This window comes from Gordonia soli NBRC 108243 (assembly GCF_000334455.1).
In the GTDB taxonomy this organism is placed as follows: domain Bacteria; phylum Actinomycetota; class Actinomycetes; order Mycobacteriales; family Mycobacteriaceae; genus Gordonia; species Gordonia soli.
On the sequence record NZ_BANX01000011.1, the window covers coordinates 15,434 to 34,163 of the forward strand.

Genomic DNA, 18,730 nt, shown 5'->3' on the forward strand with positions numbered 1-18,730 from the left:
TCCCAGGGGTACGAGCGGCCGACAGGGTCGCGTGAGTACAAGGGAGATGACCATGAAGTACCTGATGCTGAAGCACTACCGCGGCGCACCGGAGGCGGTCAACGACGTCCCGATGGACCAGTGGGCACCCGACGAGGTCGACGCTCATCTGCAGTACATGGCCGACTTCGCCGACCGTCTGCAGGAGACAGGTGAGTTCGTCGATTCGCAGGCACTGTCGGCCCACGGCGCCTGGGTGCGCCACGACGGCGTCGGACGGCCGCCGGTCACCGACGGTCCGTTCGCCGAGACCAAGGACCTCATCGCCGGCTGGATGATCATCGATGTCGACTCGTGGGACCGCGCAGTCGAACTCGCAGGCGAACTGTCCGCGGCCCCGGGTGCGGGCGGCAAGCCCATCCACGAGTGGCTGGAGGTGCGACCGTTCATGACCGCACCCCCCTTGGTCACCGAGTGAACGACGCCCTGCTGCGGGAACTGGTCCCCGCGGTGATCGGTGTCCTCGTCCGGCGCGGAGCAGATTTCGCGTCGGCCGAGGACGCCGTCCAGGAAGCGCTGATCAGCGCGCTCGAGACGTGGGACGCCGACGGGCCCGACGATCCGAAGGGATGGTTGATCGCGGTCGCATGGCGCAAGTTCGTCGACGCTGCCAGGTCGGCGACGTCACGACGAGGACGCGAGGCCGTCGTCGACGCCGAGCCACCGCCGGGACCGGCACCGGCCACAGACGACACATTGCACCTCTACTTCCTCTGCGCACATCCGACACTGTCACCGAGTGCCGCTGCAGCACTGACGCTCCGGGCCGTGGGAGGCTTGACGACCCGACAGATCGCCGAGGCCTACCTGGTACCCGAGGCGACGATGGCCCAGCGGATCAGTCGGGCGAAACGTCGACTCTCGGGCGAGTCACTCGACCGCCCCGGCGACCTCGACACCGTGCTCCGCGTGCTGTACCTGGTGTTCAACGAGGGCTACGGCGGCGACGTCGACCTCGCCGCCGAGGCGATCAGGCTCACCCGTCAACTGGACTCTGTCACCGATGATCCCGAGGTCGCCGGGCTCCACGCGCTGATGCTCCTGCATCACGCGCGACGGGATGCGCGAACCGGTCCGGGCGGTCGGCTAGTCCCGCTCGACGAACAGGACCGCTCGCGGTGGGACCGGCAGTCGATCGCACAGGGAGTCGGAATACTGCAGGGCGCATTGGCGCGGGATCAACTCGGTGAATACCAGGCACAGGCGGCGATCGCCGCACTCCATGCCGATGCGCCGACGGCGGCGGAGACCGACTGGGTGCAGATCGTCGAATGGTATGACGAGTTGCTGGGGATCACCGGGAGCCCGGTCGTCCGGCTCAATCGCGCGGTCGCGGTGGGTGAGGCGGACGGTGCACGCGCGGGGCTGGCCGCACTGTCCGAGGTCGACGATGACGTCCCACGCCGTGCCGCCGTTGCCGCCCACTTGCACGAACGCGACCAAGATCTCGATCGCGCAGCCGACCTCTACGTGGCGGCAGCGGCAGCGGCCACCGCGAGCGCCGAGCGCGACCACCTCACCCGCCAGGCAGCCCGACTCCGCTCGCGGAACGCGCCATGAACACCCTGTTCACGCACTCCTGCAACCGGTCTCCCCTCCGAGGCCGTCCGCACCGGCTCGATGTCAGTCCGAGATCTTCACGTTGCGCGCCGCCTGCAACGCGGCGATCGCCTGCGGGATGAGAGCCAACCCCAGCACGGCCATCGCGACGGTCCACGATCCCGACACGTCGTGGACCGCGCCGATCAGGATCGGCCCGACTGCTGCGGCAAGGTATCCGATCGACTGCGCCATCCCCGACACCTGGCTGGTCTGTGCGGCGTCCCTGCTGCGCAAGACCATGAAGAGCAGCGACAGGCTGATCGCCGCACCAGGTCCCGACATCACGCATGCGGCCCAGAACCCCGGCCAGACGTCGGTGGCGACCAGACCGATGAAGCCGACCGCACAGACCGCGGTGACGATCAGCGTGACCACCCGCTGATCGGCGAATCGACCCGCGATGATCGGGGTCACCAACGACATCGTCAGCGAGACCACCTGCGCGGTCGCGAGAACTGCTCCCGCATGCAACGACGTCATCCCGTACTCGTCGACGAGGTACTGCGGCAGCCATGCGGTGAAAGTGTAGAAGATCAACGACTGTGCACCCATGAAGATGGTGATCGCCCAGGCGATCCGGTTACGCAGCAACGATTCCGCAGATGCCGGCGCCGTCATCCGGTGCATCCGACGCACCTGCGGCAGCCATACGACGATTCCGACGACCGCGAGCAGCCCCCAGCTCGCCAGCGCGAGGCGCCAGTCCCCGCCGAGTGCGTTCGCAATCGGCACCGTGGCCCCCGACGTGACCGCGGCACCGCCCGACAGCGTCATCGAGTAGAACCCGGTCATCAAGCCGGATCGATGTGCGAAGTCCCGCTTGATCAGCGCCGGCAGGACGACGTTGCAGACGCCGATCGCCGCGCCGATGATCGCCGACCCGACGAAGAGTGGGATCGCCGACGGCACGAGACGCAGCGCGATCCCGCCCACCAGCACGACGAGTGCGCCGAAGATGGTGCGCTCGATGCCGAATCGCGCGGCAAGCCTCGGGGCGACCGGCGCGCTGAGGCCGAAGAACAGCACGGGAAGGGTCGTGAGCAGCCCGGCGACCGCCGAGCTGAAGCCCTCATCCGCGGTGATGTCGCCGATCAGCGGCGCGACCGACACCACCCCGGGCCGGAGATTGGCCGCCACGACCATGATGCCGATGGCCGCCACCACAGCCGCGAGTCCCCGCGGGGCCGTCGTCCCCGGGCCCGGATGGTGTCCGTGGGTCTGCGCTTCTGCCGTGGTCACCGCGCCACCTGTTCTGCGTCGTCGAGATAGTCCTGCACCGCCGCCCGCGCCCGATGCGGATCGTGCGCGGCGATCGCCTCCACCACGTCCCGGTGCCCACGTGGGTGTTCACGCCGATCCAGCGAGAGAGCCAACACCGCCGGGTGTCCGCGCGCGATCACCTCGGAGATCCCGCCGTACAGTTCGATCAGCAACGGGTTGTCCGATGCCGCAACCAATCCGGCGTGAAAGGCGATGTCCGCGCGCCCGTAGCCATCGAGGTCGTCGGCCTCGATGGCGCGTTCCGCCGCAACGAGCAGCTCACGCAGCCCGTCGACGACATCCGCGCTCGCCCGCTCCGCCGCCGCGGCCGCCGCCTCGCCCTCCAAGGCCCGCCGGACCTCGAACAACTGCCGTGCCTCGGTGGGCGGGGCACAGCGCTCGATCATCCCGGCGAGCGCACTCCGGCTGCGGACATAGGTACCGTCACCGCGTCGCGGTACGAGCATGCCTGCGTGTTCGAGTGCACGCACCGCCTCGCGAATCGTGTTGCGGCCCACGCCGAATTCCGCGACCAGCTCCGGTTCGGCCGGGATGCGTCCACCGACCGCCCAGGTCCCGTCCGCGATGAGGCTGCGCATCCGGTCGACGACGAGTTCGCTGGTCCGCGGGGGCGGACTTATCGAGTGCGTCATGAGATTGAACCTAACATCCCATGTTTACCCGGAGAAGTCGCCATGGTTCAGATCACAACCGGTCGCGCCGTCGGTCCGGTTGCTGCGGTCTACGCAGTTGCGTCGAGGGAGGCGATCACCTTGTCGGTCTCGATCCAGATCACCAGTTCGCCGGGAACACCGTTGCGATCGCCGAACTCCTGCGCACGGTCGGCGCCCATGTACCGTGCACCACACAGCGTGGCGATGCGCTTCACCTCGTCGAGGTCCTCCGACACCACCGCGCAACCTTGGACCTGCACGAAGGCATACGGCGGTTCCTGGAGGTCGACGGTGAGCACGATCCGCGGATCACGACCGATCGCACGGCCTTTCGCAGTTGTGGCACCGGTGTTGAACGCGAGGCGATCGCCGTCCAACACGAACCACACGGGCGCGACCAACGGTCGCCCGTCCGACGCCGTGTAACCGAGATGACCGGTCTTGGTACCCGACGTGAGGAAGTCCCTGACCGCTGCGTCATCCAAAGATGCCATGGACCCAGCGTAACGCCGACAGACCTATCCGACAGCGCCGATGAGGCGATCACCGATGAGACAGGCCATCATCATGATCGTGGCATGCGGACCACTGTGCAGGTCGACGGGCAGGATCGAGCCGTCGACCACCCGTAGTCCGGGGACCCCGTCGACCGCACCCGTCGGATCTGTGCGGGTACCCATCGGCAACGTCCCCCAGGCGTGCTGCGATGTCCGGACGACCGGGTCGACCTCCACCGTCGCCGGGTCGACCACGTCGGCCACCGCCGGATCGGCGAGCATGGAGCGGACCCGATCGACCCCACGGTCGAGTTGGTCGAGCACATCGACCGACGGTGCGCCGAGGTGCACGAGGGGTGCTCCACGGTCGAAGCGAACGGTCCCGGAGGCCGCCGGGACCATGGCCGCCACACCCACCGCCGGACCACGTGGCGGTACCGAACGTATGTATTTCGCGAGATCGTCGCTGTAGAAACGGATCTCGCTGCCATCGTCGGTGTGCACCACCGATTGCAGCAGCGGTCGCGGGGACGCGGACACCCTGGGACGATAGTGGACGAGGACCTCGCGGTGCTCCCGCAGCCCCACGCCGGACGCGAACAGATCGGCCAGCGCCGGCACCCGGGAGCGTTCGAGCAATGCGGCGGTTCCCAGCGTCCCCGCACACACGATCACCTCGCCGGCCTCGATCTCGGCGCCGGCGACACGGACACCGACCACACGTCGGTCCCGCATAACGAGCGACTCCACGGCCGCCGATGCCCGGACGGTCAGACCCGGGCGACCGAGAGCCGGCCGTAGATATGCCTCCGCCGCGGTGCGTCGGAGCCCTCCCTCGCGGTTGGACACCACACGATTCACCCCGACGGTCACCTCGCGAGATTCGATGGGTCGGACCGGATAGCTCTTCGCCCAATGGTTTTCGAATGCAAGCGTCGCCTCCGACAGTTCGTCGTCGGCAAATGGACTCGCCGACATCGTCCCGCCGGGGCGATCGAGTTCGTCGTAGGCTCCGGCGACACGCTCGGCCGTCCACCCGCTCGACCACCCGGCGAGGTCGTCGGCGTGGGCACGCAGGAAGTAGCCGCCGTTGACCACCGACGAGCCCCCAAGGGCACGGCCGCGGACCATCGCGAGACCGGAGTCCTCGACGATGTGGGTGGCGATCGGCGAATCCCGATCGATCGGCAGGCTGCGCAGATCACGCTCGTAACCCGTCGGCCATCGGTCCGGACCGGCCTCGAGGACCAGGACCTCGCGATCCTCCTCGCGTGAGAGACGCTCGGCCACAACACAGCCGGCGCTGCCCGCACCGACCACTATGACGTCGGCCGTCCGGGCCGACATCAGTGTGAGGTCAGGACGGGACGAAGTGCCCCGATGTCGCGGTTGCTCAGGGCACCCTGCCAGAGGCCGGCACCGTAGGCGAGATCGTCGAGCCGGCGGAACACCACGTAGGTCAGCGGCCCCATGGGTGGACTGGCCGACGGTTCGGATATCACGTGCCGTACCCAGGCGACGAGCCCCTCCGCGAGGGCCATCTGCAGCACCAGTCGTCGGAATCGCGCTGAGAACAGCGCGATTCCGACGGTAACCGGCCAGTAGTGCCGGCACACGGCACCACCTGCCTGCAGCATCCCGAAGCCGACGGCGCGTCCGGTCATCTGGGTGGCCACCACGGGTGCCCCGGGTAGGTCGCCGAGCCGCTGCGCGAGTCGGACGCCCACGCGGGCCAGGACCAGTGCGGCGATCACCACGCCGATGCGGGTACGGGTCAGCAGAGCGGCGACGGCGACCGCCATGGGCACGGACATCACGATCGGGGCCGCCAACCCGCCGTGCCGATCGGCGAGGTGGGCCGCGCCGGTGCCGTAATACCGCCGACGACCCAGAACCGATCGGAGGTCGGAGCGGTGGTCGTGGGCGACCTCGGCGACCGGGTCGTAGCGGAGTCGCCATCCGGAGCCGTGCAGACGCCAGCAGAGGTCGACATCTTCGGCGACCCTGGTGGACTCGTCGAATTCACAGAAAGCGCTGCGCCGCACCACCATCGCCGCACTCGGGACATACGGTACCTTCGTGCCGGGCACCACCGAGCACTCGTCGGGCCCCATGTCCAGCGACGAATAGCCGTTCTCGTACCGCTCGGCGGGTGTGCGGCCGCGGCCGGAACGGCTGAGCCCGACGATCCGCGGGGCGACGACCGCGACCGTCGGATCGGAGAAGTGCCCGAGCAGCATCGTGAGCCAGTCCCGCGGCGGCACGACGTCGGAGTCGAGAAAGGCGACGAATGGGGTGGTCGCCTTTGCCGAGCCAGCGTTGCGTGCCGCGGAGGGTCCGCGGTTCTCGTCGAACCGGATGAGATCCACGTCCGGCCCCGAGACCGTGATGGGCACCGGCGAACCGTCGTCGACGACGATCACTGCCACACCGGAGAGCGCGGCGAGCAGCCGGTCGACGCCGGATTGGTTGTCGCGCACCGGGATCACCACGGTGACTTCGTCCACCCTGGGCCCGAACATCGGGCGTGGGTTGGCGATGCCGGCGTCCAGCAGGCGTCGGGCGAGGGATCGCGTCGGGCCGTCGCACACCTCGATCCGGCCGTCGCCGGACATCATGCCCAGCGCGGTGTCGGACAGACGCAGCATCCGTGTCGGCGACCCCCCGACCAGATGCCGGAGATCGCCACGGTGAGCACAGCGCATGTCGATCTGGACCTGGAACCCGTCGGGCAGATCCGTCGGTGCCGCGGCGGCGGTCGGGCGTTCCCGATCGACGGTCGTCATACCAATCGCCCCTGCGCGTCCACCGACCACTCCCCGACGGCTGCGACCAGAGCGTCGATCGACGACTCGAGGAGCGTTCGCCCCTCGGCAGCGGTCGCGCCGGTCGGGTCACCGAGGACACCGTTGGGACTGACCGCGGCCACGCCCCCCGCGCGGAGTTCGGGCAGCAGCTGCGCGACCGGCTGTCGGTTACCCGCGGCGGCGTGGGACGACCGCACCAATTCCGGTGAGATGTGCATCAGGACAGAGGTTTCGGTGTGCCCCGCATGTGCATCGCGTCCGCCGAGCACGCAGGGGAACCATGCCACGTCCCGACTCTCGCCGCGGAGTCGGCCGACCGCGTCCACCAGTGGCCGACCGTTGCCACCGTGTCCGTTGACGAACACGATCCGGTCGGCCCAGCGGCAGGCGCTACGTCCATACTCCAGCAGCAGGAGTCCGAGGGCCTCGGCGCCCAGCGAGACCGTGCCCGCGAAGGCCTCGTGTTCGCCGCTGGCGCCGTAGTGCAGCGGTGGCGCGACGAGGAACCGCGGCGGCGTGATCATCGCATCCGACGAGCCGCCGGCCGAACGCCCGAACGACGGGAGGAGCCGATCGTGCGCGCCCTCGGCGACGGCGGTGGCGATACGGCTGTCGGTGTCGAGCGGGAGGTGCGGACCGTGCTGCTCGACCGCTCCGAGAGGCACCAGCAGGGTGACCGTGGATCCGTCCAGCTCTGGCCAGCTCAACTGCCCCAACGCTGCCGGACGTGTCATTCGGTCAACTCTAGCGACGACGACGCCGTCGGGTAACCGGGACGGCAGCAATTCCTCCCTCGGATCTGATCCTCGCGGCGATGGCCCACGACCTCCCACACGAGCGCTCGATCGGTTGTGCGATGCTGGACGCCTAGCGTGACGCCCGACACAACGGGGCGGCCGGGATCGGGAGGATCGAGATGACGTCGTCGAATGGGCAGGCAGTGACGCCCGACAGTGGAAAGAGTGGGCCGCTCAAGGCCATCCGCGTGATCGAGTTCGCCGGTATCGGACCCGGTCCGCACGCCGCGATGCTCCTGGCCGACCTGGGGGCCGACGTCGTCCGCGTCCAGCGTCCCGGCTCGCTGCCCAGTCCGGACCGCAATGCCGACGCCCTGCTGCGCGGCCGGCGCGTCGTCGAGGCGAATCTCAAGGACCCCGCCGACCGGGAGACGATCCTCGGACTCGTCGCCAAGGCGGATGTGGTGCTCGAGGGTTTTCGGCCGGGCGTGATGGAACGGCTCGGGTTCGGCCCCGACGACCTCGAGAAGGTCAACGCAGGACTCGTCTACGGCCGCATGACCGGTTGGGGCCAGGAGGGCCCACGCGCGAACCTGGCCGGGCACGACATCAACTACATCTCGCTGACCGGGATGCTGCACGCCATCGGGCGCAGCGAGGATCGTCCGACCCCGCCGCTGAACCTGGTGGGCGACTTCGGCGGTGGATCGATGTTCCTCGTCGTCGGGGTCCTCGCCGCGCTGCAGGAACGACAGACCTCCGGCCGCGGCCAGGTCATCGACGCCGCCATGGTCGACGGTGCCTCGGTCCTCGGACAGATGATGTGGGCGTTCCGCGGCACGGGCCTGTGGAGTGACCGACGCGGGGCGAACCTGCTCGACACCGGCGCCCCGTACTACGAGGTGTACGAGACCTCCGACGGCAAATGGATGGCCGTCGGCGCCATCGAACCGCAGTTCTACGCCGAGTTGCTCAAGGGACTCGAGCTCACCGACGCCGATCTGCCCGACCAGAACGACGTCACCGGGTGGCCGACCCTCAAGGACACCTTCACCCGGACGTTCGCGACGCGCACCCGGGACGAGTGGGCAAAGGTCTTCGACGGCACAGATGCCTGCACCTCACCGGTGCTCGATTTCGTGGAGGCAGGCGAGGATCCGCACATGAGCGCCCGGCAGAACCTCGTCGAGATCGACGGCGTACAACAGGCCCAGGTGGCCCCGCGCTTCTCCCGGACCGCTCCGGGCACCCCGACCGGGCCGGCCCGCGAGGCGACCGATCCGGCCACTGTCTGGGTCGACTGAGACTCCGTCGGCACCGACTCGGGTCACCGGCCCGCGGACGGTCGACACTCCGGGGCACCACGTACACGGACGGCCCTCACCTCTCCGGAGGTACGGGCCGTCCGTCGGTCGGATCAGGTGACCGGCGAGACCCGGTCCACAGCCGCGCGACGGAAGGGGCGCCACTTTCCGGTCGTGGGATCGTACGGGCGGAAGACGAGTCCAGACACGGCGATCTGGACGATGTTGAGCGGCAACAACACCGTCTGGACGGTCGCGGTCCGGTGATCTCCGTGTGCGCGTTGGGTACGTACCGTCGCAGTGAGATAGCCCCAGTTCGACCGGATCGACGCCTCGTAGCGTCGGGTCGAGATCGCGGCGACCAGAGCGGGCACCCGCCGGAGTCGAGCACCGGCGACCCCCAGCGCATAGGTGAAGTCGACATCCTCGTGGGTTCCCGGCAGATTCTTCATGTGGCGCTTCGACGAGTGCCAGACCTCACGGCGAAATGCTGAATTCCCACCGGACAGCGCGGTGTGACCGACATCTCGCAAACCATGCTCCTCGGCCGCCGACAATGCATTTCTGCGACCGCGCTCAGCGAAGGGGGAATCGTGGAAATAGAACGGCCCGGAGATACCGTCGATCTCGGGATTGTCGGTCAGATATCGCTCGATCACTTCGGTCCAACCGGGCTCGACGAGCGTGTCGGCATCGATCACGCCGATCACATCGCCTGTCGCGGAGTCATTTCCGGTCCGCCGGGCCCACGTAGCACCCTGCCGTGACTCGCGGATGACCCTGATCGGCAACCGATCTGTGAACTCGTCGACGATGTCAACCGTCCGATCGGTCGAATTGTTGTCGACGATGATGCATTCGTCTATGGGCCGACGTTGAGCGGCCAAACTGTCGAGCGAGTCACCGATCGATGACTCCTCGTTGAACACCGGTATCACCACGCTGATACGTACGACGCCTCCCGAGCCGTTCTCCACAAGGACAGGAGAAAGCGTAACCAGAGGAATGCATCTTATGAAGAATTAAATATGGCGAAACCGATTCAGGGCAATTCAGATGTCGGCTCGACCGAGGGGAACCGCGCACGATCGACGGTTCACAGAGCACGATCGACGGTTCCGAGCGCACGATCGACGGTTCCGAGCGCACGATCGACGTCGACGGAAGTCGCTGGTCGCCGGATCGATCCGGTCAGACCTTGGTGGCGCCCATGTCGATCTGGAACGTCGCGCCGGTGACCGCACGCGAGGAGTCCGATGCCAGATACAGCACCGCGTCGGAGATGTCGTCCAGGGTGGCGACCGGGTAGTAGTCGAGGATCGACACGAAATGCGCGTTGTACCAGGGCATGTTCGCGAAGACATCGTGCGCGGATGTGTCCTCCACCCCCATCGGGGTGTCGACCGCGTACGGGTGCACGGTGTTGACCCGGATCTTGTGATGCCCGAGTTCCTTGGCCGCGGTCTGAGCCAGGCCGACCAGGCCGTGCTTGGACGCCGAGTACGACGCCTGGACCGGCATCGCCTTGAGCCCGGCAGACGAGCTGATCACCACGATCGAACCGCCGTTGCCCGCATCGAGCATCGCGGGAATGGTGGCCCGCAACGTCTTCCACGTACCCACCAGGTTGATGTCGATCACGTCGGTGAACTGCTCCTCGGAGAGTTCCCACACCTTGCCCCAGGTGAGGATGCCGGCGTTGGCGACCACATAGTCCAGGCGACCGCCGAACTGCTCGACTCCCTCGGCCACCAACTGCTGCTGGAATGCCAGGTCGCGGATGTCGCCCTGACGCGCGATGATCTTGCCGCCGGCCTCCTCGACCAGCCGCACCGTCTCGGTCAGGTCATCGGTACCCGCAGGTCGGTAGGTGATGTGATCGGCGACCTTCTCGGCGATGTCCAGGCCGATGATCGACGCACCCTCACGGGCGAACCGGATCGCATGGTTGCGCCCCTGACCGCGTGCGATACCGGTGATGTAGACGACCTTGCCGTCGAACTGTCCCATGCCAGCGCTCCATCTCGAACCAACTGATCGCCTGAACCGACCCGACCGGGTGTGCACGAGGTGTCACGCCAGGTCCGTCCGGCAAACTGTAACACGTTCTAGTTTGCCGGACGGGCCCGATACGTCGAGATCAGATGTGGCCGAAGGACCGCTCGAAGTTCTCCGGCAGCACCAGATCGTCGCGGGACAGTTCGTGGACGCTCTTGCGCCCCAAGCCCATCAGCGACGAGTCCAGCCCCATACGGAGGAGGTCGAGGACGTTCTCGACACCGGTCTGACCGTTTGCGGCGAGACCCCACAGGTACGCGCGACCGATCATCACCGCGCGGGCTCCCAGCGCCAGCGCCTTGGTGACGTCGCTACCGCGACGGATGCCACCGTCGAGCAGCACCTCGACGTCGTGCCCGACGGCGTCCGCGATCGGCCCGAGCACCCGGATGGTCGCAGGTGTGCCGTCCAGGTTGTTGCCACCGTGGTTGGAGACCGAGATGGCCGAGGCGCCGATGTCGACGGCACGCTTGGCGTCGTCGAGTCGGGTGATGCCCTTGACCATGAACGGACCACCCCATTGCTCACGCAACCACTGGAGGTCTTCCCACGTGGGCGGAGGGGTGTTCATCCACTGGCCGTAGACACCGAAGAAGGTCGGCCCGGGCTGACCGGGCGCGCTGACGTTGGGCGCGGTGAGGTCGGGGATGATGACCTTGCCGCCACGCACCCAGTCCAGTGCGTAACGCGGCTTGAGCGCGATCTCCGGGGCGAGCTTCAGCAGCGCCTGGAAGTCGACCTTCTCCGGGATCTCCGGGCTTCCCCAGTCACGTCCGACGTTGAACACCCAGTCGGTTGTGACGATGAGCCCCTTGGCACCTGCGGCCCGCGCCCGCTCCACGCGCTCGAGGATCTCGTCCCGCGACCCCAGCCAGTAGATCTGGAAGAAGATCTTGTCGTTGACCTCGGTGACCTCTTCGACCGGGTGGGATGCGAAGCTGGACAACCCCATCGCGGTCCCGCGAGCGGCCGCGGCGCGTGCGACCGCGACCTCACCGTCGGGGTCGACGGCCTGCACGCCGGTCGGGCTGATGATGACCGGGAACGAGATGTCCTGGCCCATCACCGACGTCGCGAGCTCGCGGTCGGGCTGCACACCGATCACGTGTGGCGCGAAACCGATCTCGTTGAACGCCTGCGTGTTGTCGGTCACGGTGACGCCGGCCTGCGTTCCCGCGACCAGCGACGAATAGACCGACTTCGGCAGTCGCTTCTTCGCCCGACGCTGGGCCTCACCTACCGTCTCGAACCACGGATTGCGTGCCCAGGGATTCTTGGCCATCGTCACTTTCCTTCATAGAGCGCGGTCGCGGCGATGCGACCGACCAGATGGGGCGCCCGAGTCGTAGCGGGCTGGGGGGATCCGACGCCGGCGGTCGGGTGCCGGTATCGGTGGGCGGCGATCAGGTCGTCTGTGGCCGCAACCCGGCGAGCGGGTTCTCGTCACAGCCTTTGACCGGAGCGCTGAAGCCTGCAAGCGGGTTCTCGTCACAGCTCTTCGCGGGCGGACCGGCGACGACGAGGTCCCCGTCGGGCCGTCGGGTCATCAGCGTCAGCGGGGTGCCACGCGAATGATCCTTGTTCGCCGTCGGTTTGGTCCGATCGCCGGCGAGCAGTTCCTCGCCGTAACCCTGGACACACTCGGGGTCCGGACCGGCGAGCGGGAGCCCGGTGAAGAACTTGGCTGCCATGCAGCCACCGCGGCAGGCGTCGAAATGGGCGCACTTGGTGCACGCACCCGCGTTCTGCGGCTCACGCAACTCGGTGAACAGATCCGAGCGCTGCCAGATCTCCTGGAAGCCACCGCCGGTGACGATGTTGCCCGCGAGAAAGTTCTCGTGGATCGCGAACGGGCAGGCGTAGACGTCGCCCACCGGATCGATCAGGCAGACCACACGTCCGGCGCCGCAGAGGTTCAGGCCGGGCAGTGCCCCAGCGCCGTTGCTGCCACCGAAGGCCGACAGGTGAAAGAACGAGTCACCGGTGAGGACACCGTCGCCGTGCGCGACGAGCCAGTCGTAGAGCTCACGCTGCTGCTCGGGGAGCGGGTGCAGGTCGTCCCAGACGTCGGCGCCACGACCGGACGGACGAAGCCGGGTGATGCGCAGGGTCGCGTTGTAGCGGTCGGCCAGCGCCTTGAACTCGTCGAGCTGGGCAACGTTCTGCCGCGTCATCACGACACTGATCTTCGCGTCGGCGAAACCCGCCTCGTGCAGGTTCTCGAGCGCGCGCACGGCCATGTCGAAGGAGCCTGGACCGCGCACCGCGTCGTTGACCTCCGCGGTCGCACCGTCGAGCGAGATCTGCACGTCGACGTAGTCCGACGCCGCCAGACGCGCGGCGACCTTCTTGTCGATGCGCAGACCGTTGGTCGAGAACTTCACGCCGACCTGATGGCTAGTCGCGTAGTCGACGAGTTCCCAGAAGTCCGGTCGCACAGTCGGTTCGCCGCCACCGATGTTGACGTAGAACACCTGCATCCGCTGCAGCTCGTCGATGATCGACTTGCACTGCTCGGTCGAGAGCTCCCGCGGGTCACGCTTGCCCGACGAGGACAGGCAGTGCACGCACGCCAGGTTGCAGGCGTAGGTCAGCTCCCAGGTCAGACAGATCGGAGCGTCGAGCCCCTTCTCGAACTGGTCGACGAGGCGACCGACCGGAGCCGGCCGCGGCGCCGCCGACGTGGCGGTCGGCGGCATCTCGAGTGTGGTCATGGGTGTTCTCCTCGGGCTGGGCTGTGTGGGGCGGTGCGCATCACCCGCGGGCAGACGGGCGAGGCGGGGTGCACCGTCAGCGGCGGATGATCATCCCGGACTCGGCGAGCGCCGTGAGCGCCTGCAGGTACAGGCCGCGCGACGCGGGATCGATTCCGGCGGTCAGCAGGGCCGCCTCGGCATTGGGGTGGTCGGCGAGGGACGCGACGATGTCGACGACGACCAGGTTCTTGAGGAACGAGAGCTTGCGGGTTCCGAAGTGGTACAGCAACGCACCGAACGGCTCTGGTCGTAGTGCGACCTTGGGGTTGAGCTGCCAGGCGTCGAGCAGGTCGAAGGTCGGGGACGGCCGGTGTCCGGCGGTCGCGTCGCCGCGACCGCCGTCCACCGTCGTGGTTGTCGGGGTCGACATCAGTAGACCCCGCACATCCCGTCGATCGACACCTCTTCGACGAGGGACTCGCCCACCAGGTCGGTGTCCACGTCGGCCGGGGCCGAGGTGAGTTCCTGAGCGGACGGGGCTGTCTGATCAGACATGATCCATACCTCCTGTGTTATCGATAGTGATGCGGATCACCAGTGACTATAAATGGCACCGGGTGCACAAATCCAGCCCCCGCGAAAAACCATCCGAACGGACAGGTGAGATGGACCGATGACGCCCTCGAGAAGAAGCGGGTCCACGGTCGGAGATCCGGCGCCCCCCGGGGCCTCCGCGGGCCGCCGTCCGATCACGACGCGAGCGCAGATCAGCGCCGTGGCGATCGACCTGTTCAGCACTCGCGGGTTCGACGAGACCAGCGTCGACGACGTCGCCGACGCAGTCGGTATCGCGCGCCGCACGCTGTTCCGCTACTACCCCTCCAAGAACGCGATCCCGTGGGGCGATTTCGACTCACACCTCGCCGAGATGCGCGGACTGCTCGCCGCGATCCCCGACGACCTCCCGATCGCCGACGCTCTCGAACGCGCACTGATCTCGTTCAACGACGTGCCGCCCGCCGAACTGCCCGGACATCGCAGCCGGATGGCCCTGCTGCTCGGCGTGCCCGCGCTGCAGGCGCATTCGATGCTCATGTACGCCGACTGGCGGCAGGTCATCGCCGAGTTCAGCGCACACCGCCTGGGGATGGCCGAGTCCGACCACCTACCGCAGACCATCGGCTGGCTGTGCCTCGGCGTGGCACTGGCCGCCTATGACCAGTGGCTCGCCGACGATGCGACCGACCTCCGGGCGCTCCTGGTGTCGGGCAGTCGTACCCTGGCCCAGGGAGTCGCGGCACTGTCCTGACCAGCGACTGGCCTGCTAAGCTGAGAACTAGAACGTGTTCTAATTCCGTCCGGTCCGATGCCACACAGCAGCGTGGGCACCCGGACCGGCACGAACTCCTCGAGAGCCGGTGAGATGACCGAACTGACCCCACACAGCTCGCGCAGCGTGATCCTCACGGTCGCCGAGATCGTGGACGAGACCTCCGACGCGCGGTCGGTGGTGTTCGAGGTGCCCGAGACCGCACCCGATCGCTTCACCGACTACCGGCCTGGCCAGTTCCTGACGCTTCGCATCCCGAGCGATCAGACCGGTTCGGTCGCACGGTGCTACTCGCTGGCCTCCTCCCCCGACACCGACGACCGGCCCAAGGTCACCGTCAAACGGACCGCCGACGGGTACGGCTCGAACTGGGTCTGCGACAACCTCGCTGCGGGCTCCACCATCGAGGTCCTCCCCCCGTCCGGGGTGTTCACCCCCAAGGACTACGACACCCCGCTGCTGTTGATCGCCGCGGGAAGCGGTGTGACACCGGTGATGTCGATCCTCAAGGCGGCACTGCACCGCGGGTCGGATCCGGTGATCTTCTTCTACGCCAACCGCTCTGCCGACGATGTCATCTTCGCGTCGGAGCTCCGCGACCTGCAGCAGGCCCATGCCGATCGCCTCACCGTGATCCACTGGTTGGAGAACCTCCAGGGCCTGCCGACCTTCCAGGCGCTGGCCACCCTCTTCCGGCCGTTCACCGCCCATGCGGCGTACATGTGCGGTCCCGGCCCGTTCATGGATGCGGTGCACAAGGCGTTGGCGGATGCCGGCTTCCCCCATCACAACGTGCACACCGAGGTGTACAACTCGCTGACCGGCGATCCGTTCGCCGACGTCGAACGCGAAGAGGTGAGCGCCGAGGACGCCGCCGATGCGGCGACCGTCGAGGTCGAGCTCGACGGTGAGACGCACACGTTGTCATGGCCACGGAAACGGTCGCTGGTCGACATCATGCTGGACGCGGGTCTCGACGCGCCGTACTCCTGCCAGGAGGGCGAATGCGGCTCATGTGCCTGCACGCTGACCGACGGTACGGTCGAGATGGACAACACCGGGGCGCTAGATCCGGAGGACATCGCCGATGGCTACATCCTGGGTTGCCAGGCACACCCGACCTCCGATTCACTGAAGATCGAGTTCTGAAGGCCGGCCGCGCGCCGGCACACCACGACCGAGGGGATGGGTGCGGATGAGCACGGATCGACTGGCGCGACAGATGGGCACCGGGCTGATCGGCATGGGCGTAGCGCATTTCGTCGTGCCGAAGCCGTTCGACGGAATCGTCCCGAAGGAGATACCAGCCGACGCCCGAACCCTGACCTACGCGTCGGGGGTCGCGGAGATCGGCCTGGGCGCCGGACTGCTCGCGCCCCGCACCCGACGGCTCGCCGCCGCACTGTCGGTGTTGCTCTTCATCGCCGTCTACCCGGCGAACGTCAACATGGTGCGGCTCTGGTGGGACAAGCCGCTCGCCTACAAGATCATCGCGCTCGGCCGGTTGCCGTTCCAGTTCCCGATGATCTGGGCGGCCCTCAAGGTCTACCGGGCCGAGACCGCGAAGCAGCGCGGGCTGACCGCTCAACGCAGTCCGCGGTAGTACGAACGCTGCTCCGGAGTGAGGTGTTCGACGGCGTAACCCAGTGCCGTCCTGCCCATCTCGGCCGACCGTTCCTCGAGGAAGTCGGTGAGGAGGGTGCGATCGACGCGTTTGCCGACCTCGCGCAGCATCCACCCGATCGCCTTCTGGATCAGGTCCCGCCGATCGTCGAGCACGATGGGTGCGACCGCCAACGTCGCGGTGGCATCACCACGGCGCAGGTAGGCGAAGGTCCCGATGATGCCGACCCGACGCGTCCAGAGGTCGGTGCGGCGGGCGTGGTCGACGAGGACGGAGTGGTCGCCCTGCTCGAACGCCCAGGAACCCAGAATCGCGTCGGCGGAGGCGTCCACCAGGTCCCAGTTGTTCACGCGTCCACGGTCGACCGCGGCCCGGTACTCTGCCACCCACGCGGCCTTGCGATGCGGGTCCGTCTCCCGATCGAACTCGGTGCGCAACAGCACGAGTGCGATGAGTCGGTGCTCGTGGACCGGTGACTCGAGGATGTCACGCACCTCTCCGGCGGCGATCCCGCGGAAGGACCGCGCGATCCGACGAGTCACCGGGACGGGCACACCGGCGAACACGTCACCCTCGCCGTACTCCCCCGGCCCGGTCTTGAAGAACCGGGCCGACGACGTAGCTCGTTCAGGGTCGGCGACCGCATCGACGGCGGCCATCACCTCGGCAGCTGTCGGTGATGCGGCTGTCGGTGATGCGGCAGATGGTGATGCGGGCATGGCCAGGTCAGAGCAGTTCGGCGATCGGTGTGGGAGCCTGCAGTTTCGGACGCGTCTTCATCACGGCACCGACCTTGCCCGCGCCGATCACGCCCGTGAGGATTCCATCGCGGCTGTAGTACGCCAGGAACTTCCGGCCATCGTCGTCGACGATGTGCACGGTGTCGGTGGGTCGGGGATCGCCGAGCATCTGGATCTTCAGCCCGAACTGATCGCTCCAGAAGTAGGGGACGTTGGCCGTCATCGGGTCGCCGCCGGCGATCCGATGCGCCACCACCGCGGCCTGATCGACCGTGTGGTTCCAGTGCTCGACACGGCGTTGCACGCCGTCGTCGTCTCGCCAGGAGGCGACGTCGCCGAGCGCGTAGACATCGGCCGCCGACGTCAGACCATGCCCGTCGCAGGCGATCCCGCCGCCGGCCTCGCGCGGTGCGAGCTCGACGCCGGAGCCCTCCAGATACTCCGTGACCGGGACCGAACCGATCCCGACGACCACGAGATCCGCCTGCAGTTCGCGACCGTCGTCCAGACGGACCCCGGTCACCCGCGTCCCGTCGTCGACGACCTCGGTGACACCGACACCGGTGGCCACGGTGACGCCGTTGTCGGAGAGCAGCCGGCCGACCAACGCACCGATCTCGGTGCCCAGCGCCGCGGCCAGTGGCGTGGGCGCGGGCTCGACCAACGTGACCGCGATGTCGTGTCCGGTGAGGGTCGCGGCCACCTCGCAGCCGATGAACCCGGCACCGATCACCACGGCGGTGCTCGCGGCTGCGAGCTCGGACCGCAGCGTGAGGGCGTCGTCGATGGTGCGGACGACGTGAAGTCCCGCGAGGTCGTCGGCGACCCCGGGCAGCAGGCGCGGTCGCAGCCCGGTGGCCAGGACGGCGGTGTCGTAGCGGATCGTCTCGTGGACGTCGTCGGGTGAGTCGACGGCCACGACGGTCACCGTGTGCTGTTCTGGATCGATCGCGACGACCCGCCGCCCCAGTCGCAGGTCGATGGTCGATTCGCCGTAGAACTCAGCAGGTTTGAGATCCACCCGGTCGTCTTTGCCCACCAAGACCGACTTGGAGAGCGGCGGGCGGTCGTAGGGCGGATGGGGTTCCACCCCGATCAAGGTCACCGGGGCCTGGTAACCGTTGGATCGGAGACCTTCGGCCACCCGGATACCCCCGAGTCCGGCGCCCACGATCACCGTGCCGGCCACCCCCTGTGCCGCGCCACCCGACTCGGTATCCGTCGCGCCTGCCACCGTTGCGTTCGTATCCGTTGCGCCCGTATCCGTCGCACCCGCATCAGTCGCACCCGCATCAGTCGCACCCGTACCAGTCATAGCCCACCACTCTTTCGCAGGGTGCCCACGCGCGGATTCCGCGCGGT

General features: G+C 67.8%; 20 protein-coding genes. 6 read left to right on the plus strand and 14 right to left on the minus strand.

Features of this window, described 5'->3' with window-relative positions; translation table 11 throughout:
* Nucleotides 1–52 precede the first annotated feature (52 nt).
* Entirely contained in the window at nt 53–457 is a 405-nt protein-coding gene (locus GS4_RS07780; protein WP_007619252.1) for a YciI family protein, read from the plus strand.
* A complete protein-coding gene (locus GS4_RS07785) occupies nt 454–1,599 on the plus strand; it encodes an RNA polymerase sigma factor (RefSeq protein WP_007619254.1) in 1,146 nt (381 codons plus the stop codon). Before GS4_RS07780 ends, GS4_RS07785 begins: the two co-directional genes overlap by 4 nt.
* A 63-nt stretch (nt 1,600–1,662) precedes the next feature.
* On the opposite strand, the gene GS4_RS07790 is transcribed toward GS4_RS07785, so the two are convergent.
* The 6 genes from GS4_RS07790 to mftE all read right to left on the minus strand — a co-directional run bounded on the left by GS4_RS07790 (nt 1,663) and on the right by mftE (nt 7,613).
* Nucleotides 1,663–2,880 (minus strand): CynX/NimT family MFS transporter, encoded by a 1,218-nt coding sequence (locus GS4_RS07790; protein ID WP_007619255.1) that lies wholly within the window; start codon nt 2,878–2,880, stop codon nt 1,663–1,665.
* A complete protein-coding gene (locus GS4_RS07795; protein WP_007619257.1) occupies nt 2,877–3,554 on the minus strand; it encodes a FadR/GntR family transcriptional regulator in 678 nt (225 codons plus the stop codon). The genes GS4_RS07790 and GS4_RS07795 overlap by 4 nt, the downstream gene beginning before the upstream one ends.
* Nucleotides 3,555–3,643: 89 nt before the next feature.
* Nucleotides 3,644–4,069, minus strand: coding sequence for a PPOX class F420-dependent oxidoreductase (locus GS4_RS07800; RefSeq protein ID WP_007619259.1), 426 nt, complete (start codon nt 4,067–4,069; stop codon nt 3,644–3,646).
* 24 nt (nt 4,070–4,093) lie between these two features.
* Nucleotides 4,094–5,419, minus strand: a complete 1,326-nt coding sequence (mftG, locus tag GS4_RS07805) for a mycofactocin system GMC family oxidoreductase MftG (RefSeq protein WP_007619261.1) — start codon at nt 5,417–5,419, stop codon at nt 4,094–4,096.
* Entirely contained in the window at nt 5,419–6,858 is a 1,440-nt protein-coding gene (mftF, locus tag GS4_RS07810; RefSeq protein ID WP_007619262.1) for a mycofactocin biosynthesis glycosyltransferase MftF, read from the minus strand. Before mftF ends, mftG begins: the two co-directional genes overlap by 1 nt.
* Nucleotides 6,855–7,613, minus strand: coding sequence for a mycofactocin biosynthesis peptidyl-dipeptidase MftE (gene mftE, locus GS4_RS07815; RefSeq protein ID WP_007619263.1), 759 nt, complete (start codon nt 7,611–7,613; stop codon nt 6,855–6,857). Before mftE ends, mftF begins: the two co-directional genes overlap by 4 nt.
* Nucleotides 7,614–7,795: 182 nt before the next feature.
* On the opposite strand from mftE, the gene GS4_RS07820 reads away from it, so the two are divergent.
* Nucleotides 7,796–8,920 carry a CaiB/BaiF CoA transferase family protein gene (locus GS4_RS07820; RefSeq protein ID WP_007619269.1) on the plus strand — a complete coding sequence of 375 codons (1,125 nt, stop codon included), beginning with the start codon at nt 7,796–7,798 and terminating at the stop codon, nt 8,918–8,920.
* 113 nt (nt 8,921–9,033) lie between these two features.
* Here the strand turns inward: GS4_RS07820 and GS4_RS07825 are convergent, their stop codons facing one another.
* The 6 genes from GS4_RS07825 to mftA form a co-directional block, all read right to left on the minus strand.
* Nucleotides 9,034–9,897 carry a glycosyltransferase family 2 protein gene (locus tag GS4_RS07825; protein WP_157226553.1) on the minus strand — a complete coding sequence of 288 codons (864 nt, stop codon included), beginning with the start codon at nt 9,895–9,897 and terminating at the stop codon, nt 9,034–9,036.
* Between the two features lie 214 nt (nt 9,898–10,111).
* A complete protein-coding gene (locus tag GS4_RS07830; RefSeq protein ID WP_007619273.1) occupies nt 10,112–10,930 on the minus strand; it encodes a mycofactocin-coupled SDR family oxidoreductase in 819 nt (272 codons plus the stop codon).
* Nucleotides 10,931–11,060: 130 nt separating this feature from the next.
* A complete protein-coding gene (gene mftD / locus GS4_RS07835) occupies nt 11,061–12,260 on the minus strand; it encodes a pre-mycofactocin synthase MftD (RefSeq protein WP_007619275.1) in 1,200 nt (399 codons plus the stop codon).
* A gap of 121 nt (nt 12,261–12,381) precedes the next feature.
* Nucleotides 12,382–13,692, minus strand: coding sequence for a mycofactocin radical SAM maturase (gene mftC / locus GS4_RS07840; protein ID WP_007619277.1), 1,311 nt, complete (start codon nt 13,690–13,692; stop codon nt 12,382–12,384).
* A 76-nt stretch (nt 13,693–13,768) separates the two neighbouring features.
* The gene (gene mftB / locus GS4_RS07845) at nt 13,769–14,104 is read right to left on the minus strand and encodes a mycofactocin biosynthesis chaperone MftB (protein ID WP_007619279.1); all 336 of its coding nucleotides are present in this window, start codon (nt 14,102–14,104) and stop codon (nt 13,769–13,771) included.
* Nucleotides 14,104–14,229 carry a mycofactocin precursor MftA gene (mftA, locus tag GS4_RS25140; protein WP_007619281.1) on the minus strand — a complete coding sequence of 42 codons (126 nt, stop codon included), beginning with the start codon at nt 14,227–14,229 and terminating at the stop codon, nt 14,104–14,106. The genes mftB and mftA overlap by 1 nt, the downstream gene beginning before the upstream one ends.
* Before the next feature lie 118 nt (nt 14,230–14,347).
* On the opposite strand from mftA, the gene mftR reads away from it, so the two are divergent.
* The 3 genes from mftR to GS4_RS07860 all read left to right on the plus strand — a co-directional run bounded on the left by mftR (nt 14,348) and on the right by GS4_RS07860 (nt 16,607).
* Nucleotides 14,348–14,983: a mycofactocin system transcriptional regulator MftR gene (mftR, locus tag GS4_RS07850; protein ID WP_040509902.1), complete on the plus strand. Its 636-nt coding sequence runs from the start codon at nt 14,348–14,350 to the stop codon at nt 14,981–14,983.
* 114 nt (nt 14,984–15,097) lie between these two features.
* Nucleotides 15,098–16,153, plus strand: coding sequence for a ferredoxin--NADP reductase (locus GS4_RS07855; RefSeq protein ID WP_007619289.1), 1,056 nt, complete (start codon nt 15,098–15,100; stop codon nt 16,151–16,153).
* A gap of 46 nt (nt 16,154–16,199) precedes the next feature.
* Nucleotides 16,200–16,607 (plus strand): DoxX family protein, encoded by a 408-nt coding sequence (locus GS4_RS07860; RefSeq protein WP_007619294.1) that lies wholly within the window; start codon nt 16,200–16,202, stop codon nt 16,605–16,607.
* Here GS4_RS07860 and GS4_RS07865 read toward each other — a convergent pair.
* Together GS4_RS07865 and GS4_RS07870 are read right to left on the minus strand one after the other, a co-directional pair.
* On the minus strand, nt 16,589–17,287 hold the full coding sequence (locus GS4_RS07865; protein ID WP_007619296.1) for a DNA alkylation repair protein: 699 nt from the start codon (nt 17,285–17,287) through the stop codon (nt 16,589–16,591). The genes GS4_RS07860 and GS4_RS07865 overlap by 19 nt on opposite strands.
* Before the next feature lie 67 nt (nt 17,288–17,354).
* The gene (locus GS4_RS07870; protein ID WP_007619298.1) at nt 17,355–18,602 is read right to left on the minus strand and encodes an NAD(P)/FAD-dependent oxidoreductase; all 1,248 of its coding nucleotides are present in this window, start codon (nt 18,600–18,602) and stop codon (nt 17,355–17,357) included.
* Between the last annotated feature and the right edge of the window lie 128 nt (nt 18,603–18,730).

Bases quoted from the DNA above. Each gene is read 5' to 3' on its own strand.
- mftR (WP_040509902.1), top strand. From the start codon at position 14,348: ATGACGCCCTCGAGAAGAAGCGGGTCCACGGTCGGAGATCCGGCGCCC.
- GS4_RS07860 (WP_007619294.1), top strand. From the start codon at position 16,200: ATGAGCACGGATCGACTGGCGCGACAGATGGGCACCGGGCTGATCGGC.
- GS4_RS07795 (WP_007619257.1), bottom strand. From the start codon at position 3,554: ATGACGCACTCGATAAGTCCGCCCCCGCGGACCAGCGAACTCGTCGTC.
- GS4_RS07830 (WP_007619273.1), bottom strand. From the start codon at position 10,930: ATGGGACAGTTCGACGGCAAGGTCGTCTACATCACCGGTATCGCACGC.
- mftB (WP_007619279.1), bottom strand. From the start codon at position 14,104: ATGTCGACCCCGACAACCACGACGGTGGACGGCGGTCGCGGCGACGCG.
- GS4_RS07865 (WP_007619296.1), bottom strand. From the start codon at position 17,287: ATGGCCGCCGTCGATGCGGTCGCCGACCCTGAACGAGCTACGTCGTCG.
- mftC (WP_007619277.1), bottom strand. From the start codon at position 13,692: ATGACCACACTCGAGATGCCGCCGACCGCCACGTCGGCGGCGCCGCGG.
- mftA (WP_007619281.1), bottom strand. From the start codon at position 14,229: ATGTCTGATCAGACAGCCCCGTCCGCTCAGGAACTCACCTCGGCCCCG.
- mftE (WP_007619263.1), bottom strand. From the start codon at position 7,613: ATGACACGTCCGGCAGCGTTGGGGCAGTTGAGCTGGCCAGAGCTGGAC.
- mftD (WP_007619275.1), bottom strand. From the start codon at position 12,260: ATGGCCAAGAATCCCTGGGCACGCAATCCGTGGTTCGAGACGGTAGGT.
- GS4_RS07780 (WP_007619252.1), top strand. From the start codon at position 53: ATGAAGTACCTGATGCTGAAGCACTACCGCGGCGCACCGGAGGCGGTC.
- GS4_RS07820 (WP_007619269.1), top strand. From the start codon at position 7,796: ATGACGTCGTCGAATGGGCAGGCAGTGACGCCCGACAGTGGAAAGAGT.
- GS4_RS07855 (WP_007619289.1), top strand. From the start codon at position 15,098: ATGACCGAACTGACCCCACACAGCTCGCGCAGCGTGATCCTCACGGTC.
- mftG (WP_007619261.1), bottom strand. From the start codon at position 5,419: ATGTCGGCCCGGACGGCCGACGTCATAGTGGTCGGTGCGGGCAGCGCC.
- mftF (WP_007619262.1), bottom strand. From the start codon at position 6,858: ATGACGACCGTCGATCGGGAACGCCCGACCGCCGCCGCGGCACCGACG.
- GS4_RS07800 (WP_007619259.1), bottom strand. From the start codon at position 4,069: ATGGCATCTTTGGATGACGCAGCGGTCAGGGACTTCCTCACGTCGGGT.